At 59.8% G+C, this 13,487-nt stretch carries 18 protein-coding genes and 1 pseudogene; 10 read left to right on the top strand and 9 right to left on the bottom strand.

Features of this window, described 5'->3' with window-relative positions; translation table 11 throughout:
* Positions 1-54 precede the first annotated feature (54 nt).
* Both ubiA and ACA047_RS28960 read right to left on the bottom strand, forming a co-directional pair.
* Positions 55-945, bottom strand: a complete 891-nt coding sequence (gene ubiA, locus ACA047_RS28965) for a 4-hydroxybenzoate octaprenyltransferase (RefSeq protein ID WP_497355324.1) — start codon at positions 943-945, stop codon at positions 55-57.
* The gene (locus ACA047_RS28960; RefSeq protein WP_497355322.1) at positions 945-1,508 is read right to left on the bottom strand and encodes a chorismate--pyruvate lyase family protein; all 564 of its coding nucleotides are present in this window, start codon (positions 1,506-1,508) and stop codon (positions 945-947) included. Before ACA047_RS28960 ends, ubiA begins: the two co-directional genes overlap by 1 nt.
* Positions 1,509-1,702: 194 nt before the next feature.
* Between ACA047_RS28960 and ACA047_RS28955 the strand changes: the two genes are divergently transcribed.
* The 3 genes from ACA047_RS28955 to ACA047_RS28945 all read left to right on the top strand — a co-directional run bounded on the left by ACA047_RS28955 (position 1,703) and on the right by ACA047_RS28945 (position 3,509).
* Positions 1,703-1,870: a rubredoxin gene (locus ACA047_RS28955; RefSeq protein ID WP_322219698.1), complete on the top strand. Its 168-nt coding sequence runs from the start codon at positions 1,703-1,705 to the stop codon at positions 1,868-1,870.
* Positions 1,871-1,893: 23 nt separating this feature from the next.
* A complete protein-coding gene (locus tag ACA047_RS28950; RefSeq protein WP_497355320.1) occupies positions 1,894-3,042 on the top strand; it encodes an NAD(P)/FAD-dependent oxidoreductase in 1,149 nt (382 codons plus the stop codon).
* 191 nt (positions 3,043-3,233) lie between these two features.
* Positions 3,234-3,509: an HU family DNA-binding protein gene (locus ACA047_RS28945; protein WP_497355318.1), complete on the top strand. Its 276-nt coding sequence runs from the start codon at positions 3,234-3,236 to the stop codon at positions 3,507-3,509.
* A 208-nt stretch (positions 3,510-3,717) separates the two neighbouring features.
* Here ACA047_RS28945 and ACA047_RS28940 read toward each other — a convergent pair whose 3' ends face one another.
* Positions 3,718-4,074, bottom strand: a complete 357-nt coding sequence (locus ACA047_RS28940; protein WP_497355316.1) for a DUF6124 family protein — start codon at positions 4,072-4,074, stop codon at positions 3,718-3,720.
* Between the two features lie 704 nt (positions 4,075-4,778).
* Here ACA047_RS28940 and ACA047_RS28935 point away from each other — a divergent pair.
* Positions 4,779-5,189, top strand: a pseudogene (locus tag ACA047_RS28935) (protein kinase domain-containing protein); the annotation flags it as partial.
* Positions 5,190-5,252: 63 nt separating this feature from the next.
* Here the strand turns inward: ACA047_RS28935 and ACA047_RS28930 are convergent.
* A complete protein-coding gene (locus ACA047_RS28930) occupies positions 5,253-6,344 on the bottom strand; it encodes an aminopeptidase (RefSeq protein ID WP_497355314.1) in 1,092 nt (363 codons plus the stop codon).
* Between the two features lie 59 nt (positions 6,345-6,403).
* Here ACA047_RS28930 and ACA047_RS28925 point away from each other — a divergent pair, with 59 nt between their 5' ends.
* Together ACA047_RS28925 and ACA047_RS28920 are read left to right on the top strand one after the other, a co-directional pair.
* Positions 6,404-6,817, top strand: coding sequence for a PA0061/PA0062 family lipoprotein (locus tag ACA047_RS28925; RefSeq protein WP_497355312.1), 414 nt, complete (start codon positions 6,404-6,406; stop codon positions 6,815-6,817).
* Positions 6,818-6,856: 39 nt separating this feature from the next.
* Positions 6,857-7,282, top strand: coding sequence for a PA0061/PA0062 family lipoprotein (locus ACA047_RS28920; protein ID WP_497355310.1), 426 nt, complete (start codon positions 6,857-6,859; stop codon positions 7,280-7,282).
* A gap of 6 nt (positions 7,283-7,288) precedes the next feature.
* Here the strand turns inward: ACA047_RS28920 and ACA047_RS28915 are convergent, their stop codons facing one another.
* The gene (locus tag ACA047_RS28915) at positions 7,289-7,522 is read right to left on the bottom strand and encodes a DUF1161 domain-containing protein (protein ID WP_497355308.1); all 234 of its coding nucleotides are present in this window, start codon (positions 7,520-7,522) and stop codon (positions 7,289-7,291) included.
* A 129-nt stretch (positions 7,523-7,651) separates the two neighbouring features.
* Positions 7,652-8,083 (bottom strand): OsmC family protein, encoded by a 432-nt coding sequence (locus ACA047_RS28910; RefSeq protein WP_497355306.1) that lies wholly within the window; start codon positions 8,081-8,083, stop codon positions 7,652-7,654.
* Between the two features lie 233 nt (positions 8,084-8,316).
* Here ACA047_RS28910 and ACA047_RS28905 point away from each other — a divergent pair, with 233 nt between their 5' ends.
* Positions 8,317-9,318, top strand: coding sequence for an LLM class flavin-dependent oxidoreductase (locus tag ACA047_RS28905; protein WP_497355304.1), 1,002 nt, complete (start codon positions 8,317-8,319; stop codon positions 9,316-9,318).
* Positions 9,319-9,371: 53 nt separating this feature from the next.
* Here the strand turns inward: ACA047_RS28905 and ACA047_RS28900 are convergent, their stop codons facing one another.
* Positions 9,372-9,593, bottom strand: coding sequence for a DUF1161 domain-containing protein (locus ACA047_RS28900; RefSeq protein ID WP_497355302.1), 222 nt, complete (start codon positions 9,591-9,593; stop codon positions 9,372-9,374).
* Positions 9,594-9,710: 117 nt separating this feature from the next.
* Positions 9,711-9,926, bottom strand: a complete 216-nt coding sequence (locus ACA047_RS28895; protein ID WP_497355300.1) for a dodecin — start codon at positions 9,924-9,926, stop codon at positions 9,711-9,713.
* 154 nt (positions 9,927-10,080) lie between these two features.
* Between ACA047_RS28895 and ACA047_RS28890 the strand changes: the two genes are divergently transcribed.
* The gene (locus ACA047_RS28890) at positions 10,081-10,407 is read left to right on the top strand and encodes an ElaB/YgaM/YqjD family protein (RefSeq protein ID WP_042730550.1); all 327 of its coding nucleotides are present in this window, start codon (positions 10,081-10,083) and stop codon (positions 10,405-10,407) included.
* On the opposite strand, the gene ACA047_RS28885 is transcribed toward ACA047_RS28890, so the two are convergent.
* Positions 10,380-11,297 (bottom strand): LysR family transcriptional regulator, encoded by a 918-nt coding sequence (locus tag ACA047_RS28885; protein ID WP_497355298.1) that lies wholly within the window; start codon positions 11,295-11,297, stop codon positions 10,380-10,382. The two genes, ACA047_RS28890 and ACA047_RS28885, sit on opposite strands and share 28 nt — an antisense overlap.
* A 113-nt stretch (positions 11,298-11,410) precedes the next feature.
* On the opposite strand from ACA047_RS28885, the gene trpB reads away from it, so the two are divergent.
* Positions 11,411-12,643 (top strand): tryptophan synthase subunit beta, encoded by a 1,233-nt coding sequence (gene trpB / locus ACA047_RS28880; RefSeq protein WP_497355296.1) that lies wholly within the window; start codon positions 11,411-11,413, stop codon positions 12,641-12,643.
* The gene (gene trpA / locus ACA047_RS28875) at positions 12,643-13,455 is read left to right on the top strand and encodes a tryptophan synthase subunit alpha (protein ID WP_497355294.1); all 813 of its coding nucleotides are present in this window, start codon (positions 12,643-12,645) and stop codon (positions 13,453-13,455) included. Before trpB ends, trpA begins: the two co-directional genes overlap by 1 nt.
* The last annotated feature ends 32 nt before the right edge of the window (positions 13,456-13,487 follow it).

Raw genomic sequence — 13,487 nt, 5'->3', positions numbered from 1 at the left:
CTCCCTCACCACAAAGGTTTTCATGACCCAAGGTTCAGCGCCGGGTCAGCGGCCTCAGCGCAACGCGTAATCCAGCACAATCCCCACGAAAATCGCCAACCCGGCCCAATGGTTGTGCAAAAACGCCTTGAAGCAGCGCATCCGGTCCTTGTCTCGGGTGTACCAGAACTCCCAGGCAAAGCACGTGGCGGCGGCGACCAGCCCCAGGTGGAACCAGCCGCCCAGGTGGAATTTCGACCCGGCCAGCAGCAGGCAGCCCAGCGCCAGGCCTTGCAGCGTGAGGATGATCACCCGGTCGGCATCGCCAAACAGAATCGCCGTGGACTTCACGCCGATCCTCAAGTCATCGTCCCGGTCGGTCATCGCGTAATAGGTGTCATAGCCCACCGTCCACAGCAGGTTGGCGATGTACAGCAACCAGGCGGCCGCCGGCAAGTGGCCGGTTTGGGCGGTGAACGCCATCGGCATGCCCCAGGAGAACGCCGCGCCCAGCACCACTTGCGGGTAGTAGGTGTAGCGCTTCATGAACGGGTAACTGAGCGCCAGCGCCAGCCCGCCGAGGGATAGCACAATGGTCGGCGCATTGGTGCACAGCACCAGCAGAAAACTCACGCTCATCAGCACCGCAAAGAACACCAGCGCTTCTTTCGAACTGATCTTGCCGCTCACCAGGGGGCGCTGCTCGGTGCGTTTGACGTGGCCGTCCACCTTGCGGTCAGCCCAGTCATTGATCACACAACCACCGGCACGGGTCAGCACCACACCGAGGACGAAAATCACAATGTTGGCCAGGGACGGCGAGCCCTCACCGGCAATCCACAAGGCCCACAACGTTGGCCACAGCAGCAGATAAATACCGATGGGTTTGTCTATGCGGCTCAGTTGCACGAAGTCCCAGGCCCGCGGGTTCAGGCGGTTCAAGGATTTGAGCAGTTGCACATACATCAGCAATTCTCCGAATAGTCGCGGGCGACGGTCCACAAACGCGGCAGGAAGACTTCCGCCACCAGCACGCTCAACGCCCCGCGATCGAACCGCGAACGGCGGCCCCACATCTCACTGGCGCGTACTTCTGCCGGCAACCATGGCGCGGGATAATGGCAAACCTCGATGGCCTGGCGCTGGAACGCCTGGTCGCAAAACAGCAGTTCGCCCAGGGAGCGGCTGCCCAGTTCATCCATCTGCAACCCGTCGCCCTGCAGCGCGCTGCGCGCCGCCACACTGCGAGCGAACACCCAAGGCTGGCCGTGGCCGCGCAAATACACCTCGCGCACCCAGCCCTCGCTGCCTTCGGCCAGATCTAGCGCTGCGCATTCGTCGGCGCGCAACGGCTGCCAGCCTTCGAACAAGGGCGTCACACTGAAACGCTCGTCCGACAACTGCGTCAGGCGTCGGGTCAGGGAGCCCTCGTCGAACAGCCAGTCGAGCACACAGGCGTCGGGACGGGGCGACAGCAGGTTCTGGGGCAGCCATTGGAGTGTAGGAAATATCGAATTTGTATGCGGCACAGAAGTCTTGAATGGCAGCAAATGAGGCCGCGAGCTTACCATGTCGGTCGGCGATTTTGACTGACCCGGCCTGCCGTTACGCCGATCATGCTTGCATCTATCGCGACCGATCAGTACAAAACGCCCTGAGCCGGAAAGCGCCTTGAGCGACCCGAGCATACCGGCAAACGCCTGACACCTGAGGAAGTACCTGAATGAAGAAGTGGCAATGTATTGTCTGCGGCCTGATCTACAACGAAGCCGACGGTTGGCCGGATGATGGCATCGCACCCGGCACTCTCTGGCAAGATGTACCGCAAGACTGGCTCTGCCCGGACTGCGGCGTCGGCAAAATGGATTTTGAAATGATTGAAATCAACTGATCATTCCTCACATGGAGAGCAACATGAGTGCACCTGTCGTCATCGTCGGTACCGGGCTTGCCGGTTACAACCTGGCCCGGGAGTTTCGCAAGCTCGACAGCGAAACCCCGTTGCTGCTGATTAGCGCGGACGATGGCCGCTCGTACTCCAAACCGATGCTCTCCACAGGCTTTGGCAAAAACAAAGACGCCGATGGCCTGAGCATGGCCGAGCCGGGCGCCATGGCCGAGCAACTGAAGGCCCAAGTGCGCACCCACACCCGCATCAGCGGCATCGACCCGGGGCACAAACGCTTGTGGATCGGCGAAGAAACGGTGAACTACCGCGACCTGATCCTGGCCTGGGGCGCCGAAACCGTGCGCGTACCGGTACAGGGTGATGCCTCGGACCTGGTCTTCCCCATCAACGACCTGGAAGACTATGCACGCTTTCGGGCCGCAGCCGCTGGCAAGCGCCGGGTGTTGTTGCTCGGCGCCGGCCTGATTGGCTGCGAATTCGCCAACGACCTGATGCTGGGCGGCTACGAAGTGCAACTGGTGGCGCCGTGCGAGCAAGTCATGCCAACGCTGCTGCACCCAGCGGCGGCAGCAGCGGTGCAGGCCGGGCTGGAAAGCCTCGGGGCGCGTTTCCACCTGGGACCAGTGCTCAATCGCCTGCAACGTGTGGCCGACGGCCTGGAAGCCCATCTGTCCGACGGCCAAGTGATTGCCTGCGACTTGGTGGTCTCGGCCATTGGCCTGCGCGCCCGTATCGACCTGGCTGCCGCCGCTGGCCTGGTGGTCAATCGCGGTGTGGTGGTGGACCGCCACCTGAAAACCTCCCACGCCAACATCTACGCCCTGGGCGATTGCGCCGAGGTCGACGGCTTGAACCTGCTGTACGTCATGCCGCTGATGAGCTGTGCCCGCGCCCTGGCCCAAACCCTGGCCGGCAACCCAACTGCCGTCAGCTACGGCGCCATGCCGATTACCGTGAAGACGCCGGTGTGCCCACTGGTGGTTTCGCCGCCCCCGCGAGGCCGCGAAGGCGTGTGGAGCGTCGAAGGGCAGGGCGCCGACATCAAGGCCCTGTGCCGCGATCCCCAAGGCAACCTGCTGGGCTACGCCCTGACCGGCGCGGCCGTGATGGAGAAACTGGCGCTGAACAAAGAACTTCCACCCTTGCTGGCGTAAATACTGGTCGTTCTGTCGCAAAAACCCTACTTTTGGTGTCACAAAGGTCGCCCGGCCACTGGCGCCGCCTTCAGCCCCGTGCCATCCTCACTCCCGTCTGCCGCAGCGTAGAGCCTGCGGCGCCTTAGGGGCTGTTCCCATGAGAACAGCCCAGACATAACAACAAAAAAACCGTCAAAGGGGCTTCATTCATGCGTAAACCAGAACTCGCTGCCGCCATCGCGGAAAAAGCAGACCTCACCAAAGAACAAGCCAATCGCGTACTCAACGCCGTTCTCGAAGAAATCACCGGCGCCTTGCACCGCAAGGACAGCGTCACCTTGGTTGGCTTCGGCACCTTCCTGCAACGCCACCGCGGCGCCCGCACCGGCAAAAACCCACAAACCGGTGAGCCGGTGAAGATCAAGGCCAGCAACACCGTTGCCTTCAAGCCGGGTAAGTCGTTGAAGGACACTGTTAATCAGTAATTGCTGCGAGTACCTCGGTTGGGAGGGAAAACGGCAATAAAAAAGGGCACACCGATGAGTCGGGTGCCCTTTTTTACGGCTATTTTTCAGTGGCAGGCCTGTTCCCGAAAGTGGTGACCACCAAAAATGGTCGACTCAAGGAACTGACAGACAGATGAAAGCAAACCCGACGCAATGCGTCGGGTTTTTATGGGCGAGTGCTTGCCTGCTATCGCGCTTCGACGTTATCCAGCACCCGATTCGCCAGCAACGAACTCAGTTCAATCAGTTGCTGGATACCGAGGGCGAAGTGGCGGCGGGAGCCTTCCAGCTCGAATGCCAGGTCGCTGACCATCGCATCGGCCGAAGCCAGGGTTTCGCTGAGGTTGGCCAGTAGGCATTCGTTGTCGATGTCTTTTACGACGGTGAATAGCTGGCCTGGTTGGGTCGCGTCTTCAGGCTTTGTCTTTGGCGACAGGTAGAAATCCAGAGCGCGATTGGCGGCTTCGTCGAGCTTTTTGGTTTTGGATTTGGTGCGCGGGGAAGCGTGGTCCGTTTCCGGAGGGTTTGGAGTTATTTTGAACATAAGCTTCGGTTCCTGATGTGATGCCGACACGCCCTTGCTACTAAACAAGGGGTGGTAGCTGTACGCAGGTTAGTAGACCGGGGAACCGAAGAAGCCGGCGCGCCAAAGCGCCCTGCGTACAGCCACCATCAAGCGCAGGATTGGAAGCCTGTCTGACGGAAGCACTTGTACATCTTCAATTACCACGGGCTACTAAACCCGACCACTGATGGGCAGTGGCAGGGAAACGATAAGGCCCGGGGGCAAGGCGCACAAGCGGGCGGATTCTGGCGTAGTTGTAGGCAAAGGCGCAAGGATGCGTAGCTTGGAGGAAGCACGGCGGTCCGGCGTATGCGCCGAGGAGGTGCCCCATGCTCTGAAGGCTGCCTGGCTCGTGGCGAGGGAGCTTGTTCCCGCTCGGCGGCAAAGGTTGAATCAGCCATGGAGCTTCGTCTCTATCGTCCTATTGCAACCTTCGTAATCGGCCAGTAAAAACGTTCATAGCAGGTCCGCTTCCGGCCCAGAGTGTGTAAAAACGTTTTTCAGCGAGATTGACGCCCAAATCAGGGTTGAAAGTCGCGCATCTACGCAAAATCCAGGTCTGCCAACCAGCCGATAAACTTCAGATTTCACATAGAAGCGCAGACTTCAATTTTGACTAAGCGTTTTTACACACTCTGGGCCGATTGCTGCCCATCGCAACAGGCAGTAATCACCTAGAAGTGGATATCCAGGCTCGGCAAAGGGGCGTACGCCCGTTCGATTTAGGTTGGGCTTGGCCGAGGGCGGGCCCTTTGAAGAACCTGTCAAATCTAAACCGCAAATGCCTCAACGCCTGGACCCCTAGCTACGCCGCTCCTGAGTTGCTCGAAGGCGCGCCTCTATCAACGGGTGCCGATGTCTATGGTGTGGCTTGCGTGCTGTATGAGCTGGCGAGCGGCAAACACCCGTTCCGTCGCTTGCCTTCAACCCAGGCTCGCGATGCCCGGTTGCAGCGCGAGCTCAAGGCGCCGCGCAACCTGCCCAGACGTTGCTGGCCGGCGTTGCGTTCGGCGCTGGCGTTTGATCCGGGGCAGCGCAGTATGAGTGCGGCGCAGTTGCGTGATGCCTTGGGTGGTGATTCGTCTTGGTGGTAAGGCTGATGGCGAGATAAGCAAGGGTCACTCAGCCAAACTCAATGCGGGAGCGAGCAGGCCCGCTCAATCACCAGAAGTCTTGGCGTGGGCCAACACCCTAAGTTCCGCTTTGCGCTGATCAACCGGTAACCTGCCTAGCTTTTCCACCGCGGCATAAAACGCAACCCAATCCCCACCCGCCTGCCGGAACAATTGCGCAAACGCCGGCACCCACTGGTCATACAGGCCGAATGGCAATAGCCGCGCGTTGTTCAGTGGCGCGTAGATCCAGGCATCGTAGTGTTTGTCGCCTGCCCACTGGGTGTCGCGCAGTTGCTCATAGTCGGTGCGCAGGCGTTCGAATTCCTGTGCCTTGCGCTGGCGCATTTGTTCGGCCGGCAGGGGCTGGCTGTAGAGTTTTTCCAGGCGCTGGCGAGTGTCGAGGATCAGCTGGATGAGCTGATCGCGCTGACGCATCGGTTTGCCGTTATCCGGCGGCAGCCCGCGGCTGGCGCGCCATTGCCGGGTGCCTTCCTGTTCGACGAAGTTGGCAAAGGACTCGTTGAATTCCGTGTCGTCCTTTACATAAAACCGCTGGTGCGCCAGTTCATGAAAAATCAGCGTCGCCAGGCGCTCGTCACCCCAATGCATCATCGAGCTCATGATCGGGTCGTTGAACCAGCCCAACGTCGAGTAAGCCTCCACGCCGCCAATCGCCACATCCATGCCTCGCAAGCGCTGCAACGCCGCCTCGCCACGGGCGGCGCTCTGGCTGTAGAAGCCGCGATAAGCCACGCAACCGGCGATCGGAAAACAGTGGCTTTGCGGCGCCAGGGAAAACTCTGCCGTGGCGAAGACATTCCAGACTACGAACGGTCGGCCAATGTCCGCATACAGGCGGTAGCTTTTATTGTCTGGCAGGTGCAGGTGTGAACTGGCGAACACCCGGGCCTCGCGCGCTTGGGTCAAATGCGCGCGCAGTTGGGGATCGCGGCTGGGGTCGGCAATGACTTGGTCGACAGGCTCCCGGGCCTGCAGCAGTCGCACCTGTCCGCCGACGAGTTGGCTGTAATAGCTGACGCTTGCGCAACCGTTGAGTAACAAAAGCAGGAGGGCTGGAAACAAAATTCTGAAAACACGGTCGAGTAACCGATGGCTTGAACGCGGCCTGATCAATTGGAATCACCCTGGGAAAGTCTGCCCACAAGACTATCCCGCCTGCCTGGAGCTTTGCTATGCGCGTGTTGATGCTGACAAGTGGCCTGTTGCTACTGACCGGGTGTGCCGGTTTGCCTGACCCTGATCCGTCGCAAGCGTGGATCGACCTGGGAAGCCATCAGGACACGGCGCTGCAAGCGCTGGAAGTCGACGATAAAACGTCCGTCGACCGACGTTATTTCGAAGTGCAACCCGGTAGCCATGAGCTGACGGTGCGTTATCAATTTGCCGTCGAGCCCGGCAACATCGGTCCGGATGCCGAGCCACTGTGGCGTGATTGCCGGTTGAACGTGAAATTCAAGGACTTCAACGCAGGCCAGCGGTATCAGTTACAGGCCGGCAACATTGGTTTCCGGCCGTGGGCCAAGCTTTATGACCAACAGCGAAACGTGGTGGGACAAGGCACGCCAGCGGGCTGCCAGCAAAGCTGATAGGCGCTATGCTCAGAACCTGACCTCAGGAAGTCCACCATGCGCTTACATCTGTTGTTGCTGGCATTCGTCTCCATGAGCGGTTGTGCATCGAACCCGCCGCCCCAAGTCGATCCGAACATGGCCTGGGTCGATTTTGCTACTCCCACGCCGGGGGGCAAAGTGCTGATGGCTGAGAGCCTGGATGGCCAGCGACTGCGCGACGGACGGTTCTTTCAGGTTTCGCCGGGCAGCCATGAACTGAAAGTGCGCTTCGACTTTGAGGTTTTTAGCGGTGGCGGGTTGGGCATGCAGACCGACCCGCAAGAGCGACTGTGCTACATGATCGTGCGTTACGACCATTTCGAGGCTGGCCAGCGGTATCGTCTGGAGGCGCGCAACCTGGCGTTCACCCCAAGCGCCCGGCTCTATAACGCCAAGCGCGAGATCGTTGCCGAAGAACGGCAAGTCAATTGCGTACCTTAGTGATGCTTAGCGGTCGTTCTTCTGGTAGATGATTTTCTTCGAGCCGTATTCGCAGGTGCCAACCACCATGTTCTGGTCGTGGACTTCGTCATTGGTGACAATTTCCAGCGTGTAGGACGACACGTTATTCGCCTGGATCTTCGCTTCGATTTCCGCTTTCAGTTCTTCACAGGATTTGGGTGCTGCGAGGGCTGATGTGGCCAATGCGCAACCGATGAACGCCAGGGCAAATCGTTTCATGCTCGACTTCCTCATTGCAGCGCGCACTGCCTGTGCGCTGAAACTGCAGACTTGCATTCGACCACAATTGTTTGTGGGTAAACAGATCACAGCCTGCAGCCGTCGTTGAAGGCTGTGATCGGTATCGCATTAGCTCACCAACGTCGCCTCCAATGTGATGTTGGCATTCAGCACTTTGGAAACCGGGCAACCTTCCTTGGCGTTGTTACTCAGTTCTTCGAACTGCGCTTGGCTGGCGCCGGGGATCTTCGCCTTGAGAATCAGCTTTACGGCTGTAATCGCAAAGCCGCCCTCAACCTGGTCCAGGGTCACCTCCGCGCTGGTATCGATGCTGTCGGCCTTCAACCCTGCATCGCCAAGGATCATCGAAAAGGCCATGGAAAAGCAGCCCGCATGGGCCGCGCCGATCAGCTCTTCGGGGTTGGTGCCCTTGCCGCCTTCAAAGCGTGCCTTGAAGCCATAGGGTGCTTCGCGCAGTACACCGGTCTCCGTAGAGATGGAGCCGAGTCCGGTTTTCAGGTCACCTTCCCAGTGAGCCGATGCTTTCTTAACGATAGCCATGTCTGCCTCCTCAATCCGGCGCGAGAGTCGCGCCTGGTGTTTTTGTCTGTCAGGGTTGTGAGGATAGACCGCCCGATAAAGTTCACCCTGTCGATTAGTCGACCAATTTAGTAGGAAAATTCGTTGCAGCTATTGAAACTCGGGTATATGCCCACATTGCATGGAACACACCTATAGAAACGGCAGGCTTTTGCTCGTAGGAAAAGCCGCACGTCCGTTGGAGATGCCGGCCCATGAAACAGCTGTCCGAAGTGAAATTCTCAACCCTCGACCTCGTGCCTGTTCGCGCGGACGGCAACGCCGCCCAGTCGTTGCGCAACTCCCTAGACCTGGCGCAGCACGTGGAAAAATACGGCTACACCCGCTTCTGGGTGGCCGAGCACCACAACATGGATGGCATCGCCAGCTCGGCGACCGCGGTGCTGCTGGGTTATCTGGCGGGGGGCACTTCGACCATTCGTGTCGGCTCCGGCGGGGTGATGTTGCCCAACCATGCGCCGTTGATCATCGCCGAACAGTTCGGCACGCTGGAGAACCTCTTTCCCGGTCGAATCGATCTGGGGTTGGGGCGCGCGCCCGGCTCCGATCAGATGACCGCCCGAGCCCTGCGGCGCGAGCGCTCCGGCAGTGCAGACGACTTCCCCGAAGACGTGGCCGAACTGATGCGCTACCTCGGCCCACGGACACCGGATCAGCGCATCATCGCCATGCCCGGCACCGGGACCAATGTACCGGTGTGGCTGCTGGGGTCGAGCCTGTTCAGTGCGCAATTGGCCGGTGAGCGCGGTTTGCCCTACGCCTTCGCCTCCCATTTCGCACCGCGCTATATGCACGAGGCGATCCGCGTCTACCGCAACCACTTCAAGCCCTCGGCGGTGCTCGATAAACCTTATGTGATGCTCGGTGTGCCGCTGGTGGCGGCGGACACCGACGAGCAGGCCGATTATCTGGCGACCTCGGTGTATCAGCGGATCCTGGCGCTGATGCGCGGCCAGAGCCTGGTGCAGCGTCCGCCGGTCGAAACCATGAACGGTCTTTGGCTGCCCCATGAGAAAGAAGCGGTTGGCGACTTCCTGGGCCTGGCGATGGTCGGCAGTCCGCAGAAGATTCGCGCCAAGCTTGAGGTGCTGATTGAGCAGACCCAGGCCGATGAGTTGATCTTCACCAGCGATCTGTATGAACACGCGGATCGCTTGCACTCTTATGAGTTGCTGGCGCAGGTCATGAAAGGCTGAATCGCGCTCATAAAAAAGCCGACGCATTGCGTCGGCTTTGACGTACGAAGGGGTCAGCGTTTGTAGACGATTTCCTTCGCGGCGCCCTCGCAAGTGCCGACGACTTTTCCGTCAGCAGCTGCGCCTTTATCGACAATCTCCAGTGAATAGCCTGACGCACCTTTGGCATCAATTTTTGCTGCGATTTCGCTTTTCAGCTCTTCGCAGGGCTTGCCGGCCGCAAATGCACCACCCGCAAGGCTCAGCAAACCCAGGGCCACCATCAACTTTTTCATCGCTCGCACTCCTTGGTCGGATCAAATAGGGCAGGTATCGACAGGCTTTAATGCGCACATACCATAGCGCATCGCCATTCCCTATGGCACTCCGCCAGCGTGCAAGTTCACTGCTCCTCAGCTATTAACAATCCGAAACCCGACTTTTATGGTCACCTGAAAGTGCGCGGCCCGGCCATTTTCGATATGCCCGCGGGTTTCCGTGACTTCGAACCATTCCAGATGCTTGAGGCTTTTGCTGGCCTCGGCCAAGGCATTGTTGATGGCGTCTTCAATGCTGGTGGGAGACGAACCGACCAGCTCGACTTTTTTGTACGTGTGATGATCACTCATGACGTTCTCCTTGGTTTTTTTAATAGCCTAGCAGCGATTTTTCGCCTTACGTGTGGTGCCGTTTGCGCTTTGAAGTTCAGATTTACTGCACTTTCAGAAACGACCGCAGTCCCAATTCACACACGCCACTCAACCACTGCAGGAGAGAGCCACCATGGCCAGCAATTCGTTACGTAAAGCCTCGTTGCAAAGCATGGAAGCGGAGATCGAGAGTCTGCTCAAGTCGTTGGAAAGCCTGAAAGACGATGCTTCGGACGAGTCGCGTAAGACCCTCAAGACGCTCAAGGCCAACGCAGAAAGTGCTCTGAAACATTCTCGGCATCTGCTCAGCGATGCGTATGAAGAGGTCAAGGTGAAAACCCGTGAAACCGGGCTCGCCACACGCGATTACGCTCAGGAACACCCTTGGACCACAGCCGGTGTCGCGGTCGGGGCAATTGGTTTGCTGGCCGCTTATTTGCTGTGCAAACGCGGTGACTGAGCCGATTGGCTCAGCTCATGCCTGAGCCACTGCGCCAATTGCCGAGCGCGTCCGTCCGCGGCGCGCTTGGGTAGCCACAACGCCAGTTGCGCCGGGGTTTCATCGAAACCCCACGGCGCGACCAGGCGGCCGGCGCGCACGTCTTCGGCCACCAACGGCTCGGGGGCGATTGCCACGCCCAGGCCGGCTACGGCGGCCTCAAGCAAATAATACAAATGCTCAAACCCTTGCCCAAACTTCAATGCCTGGGGTTCAAGGGCGTTTTGCCGTGCCCAGGTCGGCCAGGCCTGGGGGCGTGACGTGGTATGCAGCAGCGCCTCGCCCAGCAGCGCATTGGCCGGTGCGTTTTGCAGACGAGCGAAACCGGCGTAATGCGGGCTCATCACCGGGCCAATCCGCTCGCTGGCCAGTTCATAAACTTGCATGTCTGCCGGCCAGGGTGGCTCGGCGAACACCAGCAAAGCATCCAGCCCGGGTCGCCGGGGATCCAGATCGCCTTCACCGGCGGACAGGTGCAAGCGTAGATCCGGCAGGTCGGCGTTGAGCCTGCCCAAACGGGGAATAAACCACCGCGCCAACAGGCTTCCCGAGCACCCCAACACGAACGGCGCGTCTGCCGTGCTTTGCGTCAGCTCCGCGCAAACGGTGCGTAACCGCTCAAAGGCGTCGGTGCTGGCGTCACGCAGGCGCAAGCCTGCATCTGTGAGTTTCAGGCCGCGTCCATCCTTGATGAACAGGCTGACGCCCAAGTGTTCTTCCAGCACCTTCAGTTGGCGGCTGACGGCACCATGGGTAACGTGTAGTTGCTCGGCCGCCTGGCTTACGCTGTTCAGGCGGGCGGTGGCCTCAAACGCGCGCAAGGCGTTGAGCGGGGGAAGGTCATGGCTCATGTTATCTGTGAGTTTTCCTGACAGGTTACGGCGATCTTATCGGTTTTCAGCGCAGGATGTCAGGGGTAGAGTGAGCGTCATTGTCTTTCTACGCATTCCCCTGGAGCGCCCCGATGACCCAGTCTACGACCCCTTTCAACCTGCGCAGTGGCCCCGATGCCAATGGGCTGTTCGGTGCATTTGGCGGCCGTTATGTGGCCGAAACCCTGATGCCGCTGATCCTTGATCTGGCCCGCGAATACGAAGTGGCGAAGGAAGATCCTGCGTTCATCGAGGAGTTGGCCTACTTCCAGCGCGACTATGTCGGTCGTCCGAGCCCGCTCTATTTCGCCGAGCGCCTGACCGAATACTGCGGCGGCGCCAAGATTTATCTCAAGCGCGAAGAGCTGAACCACACCGGCGCGCACAAGATCAACAACTGCATCGGCCAGATCCTGCTGGCGCGGCGCATGGGCAAAAAACGCATCATCGCCGAGACCGGCGCCGGCATGCACGGCGTGGCCACCGCCACTGTGGCCGCACGTTTCGGTCTGGATTGTGTGATCTACATGGGCACCACCGACATCGAGCGTCAGCAAGCCAACGTGTTCCGCATGAAGCTGCTGGGCGCTGAGGTGATCCCGGTGGTCGCCGGCACCGGCACCCTGAAAGATGCCATGAACGAGGCCCTGCGCGACTGGGTGACCAACGTGGATAGCACGTTCTACTTGATCGGCACCGTGGCTGGCCCGCACCCATACCCGGCCATGGTTCGCGACTTCCAGGCCGTGATCGGCAAGGAAACCCGCGACCAACTGCAAGCCCAGGAAGGTCGTCTGCCGGACAGCCTGGTGGCGTGCATCGGCGGCGGCTCCAACGCCATGGGCCTGTTCCATCCATTCCTGGACGACAAGAGCGTCGAAATCATCGGTGTCGAAGCCGCAGGCTACGGCATCGAGACGGGTAAGCATGCGGCGAGCCTGAACGGCGGCGTCCCGGGCGTACTGCACGGTAACCGCACGTTCCTGTTGCAGGACGAGGACGGTCAGATCATCGATGCCCATTCGATTTCCGCTGGCCTCGATTACCCGGGTATCGGCCCGGAACACGCCTGGTTGCACGACATTGGTCGTGTCCAGTACACCTCGGTAACCGATGCCGAAGCTCTGGACGCCTTTCACAAATGCTGTCGCCTGGAAGGGATTATTCCTGCACTGGAAAGCGCCCATGCCTTGGCTGAAGTGTTCAAACGCGCACCTAACCTGCCGAAAGATCACCTGATGGTGGTCAACCTGTCTGGCCGTGGCGACAAAGACATGCAAACCGTGATGCACCACATGGAACAATCCCAGCAGGAGAAACACTGATGAGCCGCCTGCAAACCCGTTTTGCCGAACTCAAGGAACAGAACCGTGCCGCCCTGGTGACATTTGTCACTGCCGGCGACCCGAACTACGACACCTCGCTGGCGATCCTCAAGGGCCTGCCGGCGGCCGGTGCCGATGTGATTGAGTTGGGCATGCCGTTCACCGATCCGATGGCCGACGGCCCGGCGATCCAGCTGGCGAACATCCGTGCTTTGGGTGCCCAGCAGAACCTGGCGAAAACCCTGCAGATGGTTCGCGAGTTCCGTGAAAGCAATACCCAGACGCCGCTGGTGCTGATGGGGTACTTCAACCCAATTCATCGCTATGGCGTGCAGCGTTTCATCGGTGAGGCGCTGGATTCTGGCGTTGATGGCCTGATCGTTGTGGACATGCCGCCCGAGCACAACAGTGAGCTGTGCGAACCGGCCCAGGCTGCCGGTCTGGACTTCATCCGCCTGACCACGCCAACCACTGATGACGTGCGTTTGCCGACTGTGCTCAACGGCAGTTCAGGCTTTGTGTATTACGTGTCGGTGGCGGGTGTGACCGGCGCCGGCGCTGCGACACTGGAACATGTCGAAGAAGCCGTGGCGCGTCTGCGGCGGCACACCGATTTGCCGATCAGCATCGGTTTCGGCATTCGTACGCCAGAGCAAGCTGCCGCCATTGCACGGTTGGCCGATGGGGTAGTCGTCGGCTCGGCGCTGATCGACCATATCGCCAGCGCGCAGACGTCGGAACAGGCGATCGACGGGGTGTTGAGCCTCTGCGCGGCCCTGGCCGACGGCGTACGGAAGGCGCGCGTCAGCTGAATCCTGATTCAGTCCGCCAGTAACAAAAAAGG

This window comes from Pseudomonas sp. LBUM1664 (assembly GCF_059695895.1).
Note: the sequence above shows the minus strand (reverse complement) of the source record. Positions and strands in the feature narration are given on the sequence as shown.

Bases quoted from the DNA above. Each gene is read 5' to 3' on its own strand.
- ubiA (WP_497355324.1), bottom strand. From the start codon at position 945: ATGTATGTGCAACTGCTCAAATCCTTGAACCGCCTGAACCCGCGGGCC.
- ACA047_RS28955 (WP_322219698.1), top strand. From the start codon at position 1,703: ATGAAGAAGTGGCAATGTATTGTCTGCGGCCTGATCTACAACGAAGCC.
- ACA047_RS28950 (WP_497355320.1), top strand. From the start codon at position 1,894: ATGAGTGCACCTGTCGTCATCGTCGGTACCGGGCTTGCCGGTTACAAC.
- ACA047_RS28945 (WP_497355318.1), top strand. From the start codon at position 3,234: ATGCGTAAACCAGAACTCGCTGCCGCCATCGCGGAAAAAGCAGACCTC.
- ACA047_RS28940 (WP_497355316.1), bottom strand. From the start codon at position 4,074: ATGTTCAAAATAACTCCAAACCCTCCGGAAACGGACCACGCTTCCCCG.
- ACA047_RS28925 (WP_497355312.1), top strand. From the start codon at position 6,404: ATGCGCGTGTTGATGCTGACAAGTGGCCTGTTGCTACTGACCGGGTGT.
- ACA047_RS28920 (WP_497355310.1), top strand. From the start codon at position 6,857: ATGCGCTTACATCTGTTGTTGCTGGCATTCGTCTCCATGAGCGGTTGT.
- ACA047_RS28915 (WP_497355308.1), bottom strand. From the start codon at position 7,522: ATGAAACGATTTGCCCTGGCGTTCATCGGTTGCGCATTGGCCACATCA.
- ACA047_RS28910 (WP_497355306.1), bottom strand. From the start codon at position 8,083: ATGGCTATCGTTAAGAAAGCATCGGCTCACTGGGAAGGTGACCTGAAA.
- ACA047_RS28905 (WP_497355304.1), top strand. From the start codon at position 8,317: ATGAAACAGCTGTCCGAAGTGAAATTCTCAACCCTCGACCTCGTGCCT.
- ACA047_RS28900 (WP_497355302.1), bottom strand. From the start codon at position 9,593: ATGAAAAAGTTGATGGTGGCCCTGGGTTTGCTGAGCCTTGCGGGTGGT.
- ACA047_RS28895 (WP_497355300.1), bottom strand. From the start codon at position 9,926: ATGAGTGATCATCACACGTACAAAAAAGTCGAGCTGGTCGGTTCGTCT.
- ACA047_RS28890 (WP_042730550.1), top strand. From the start codon at position 10,081: ATGGCCAGCAATTCGTTACGTAAAGCCTCGTTGCAAAGCATGGAAGCG.
- ACA047_RS28885 (WP_497355298.1), bottom strand. From the start codon at position 11,297: ATGAGCCATGACCTTCCCCCGCTCAACGCCTTGCGCGCGTTTGAGGCC.
- trpB (WP_497355296.1), top strand. From the start codon at position 11,411: ATGACCCAGTCTACGACCCCTTTCAACCTGCGCAGTGGCCCCGATGCC.
- trpA (WP_497355294.1), top strand. From the start codon at position 12,643: ATGAGCCGCCTGCAAACCCGTTTTGCCGAACTCAAGGAACAGAACCGT.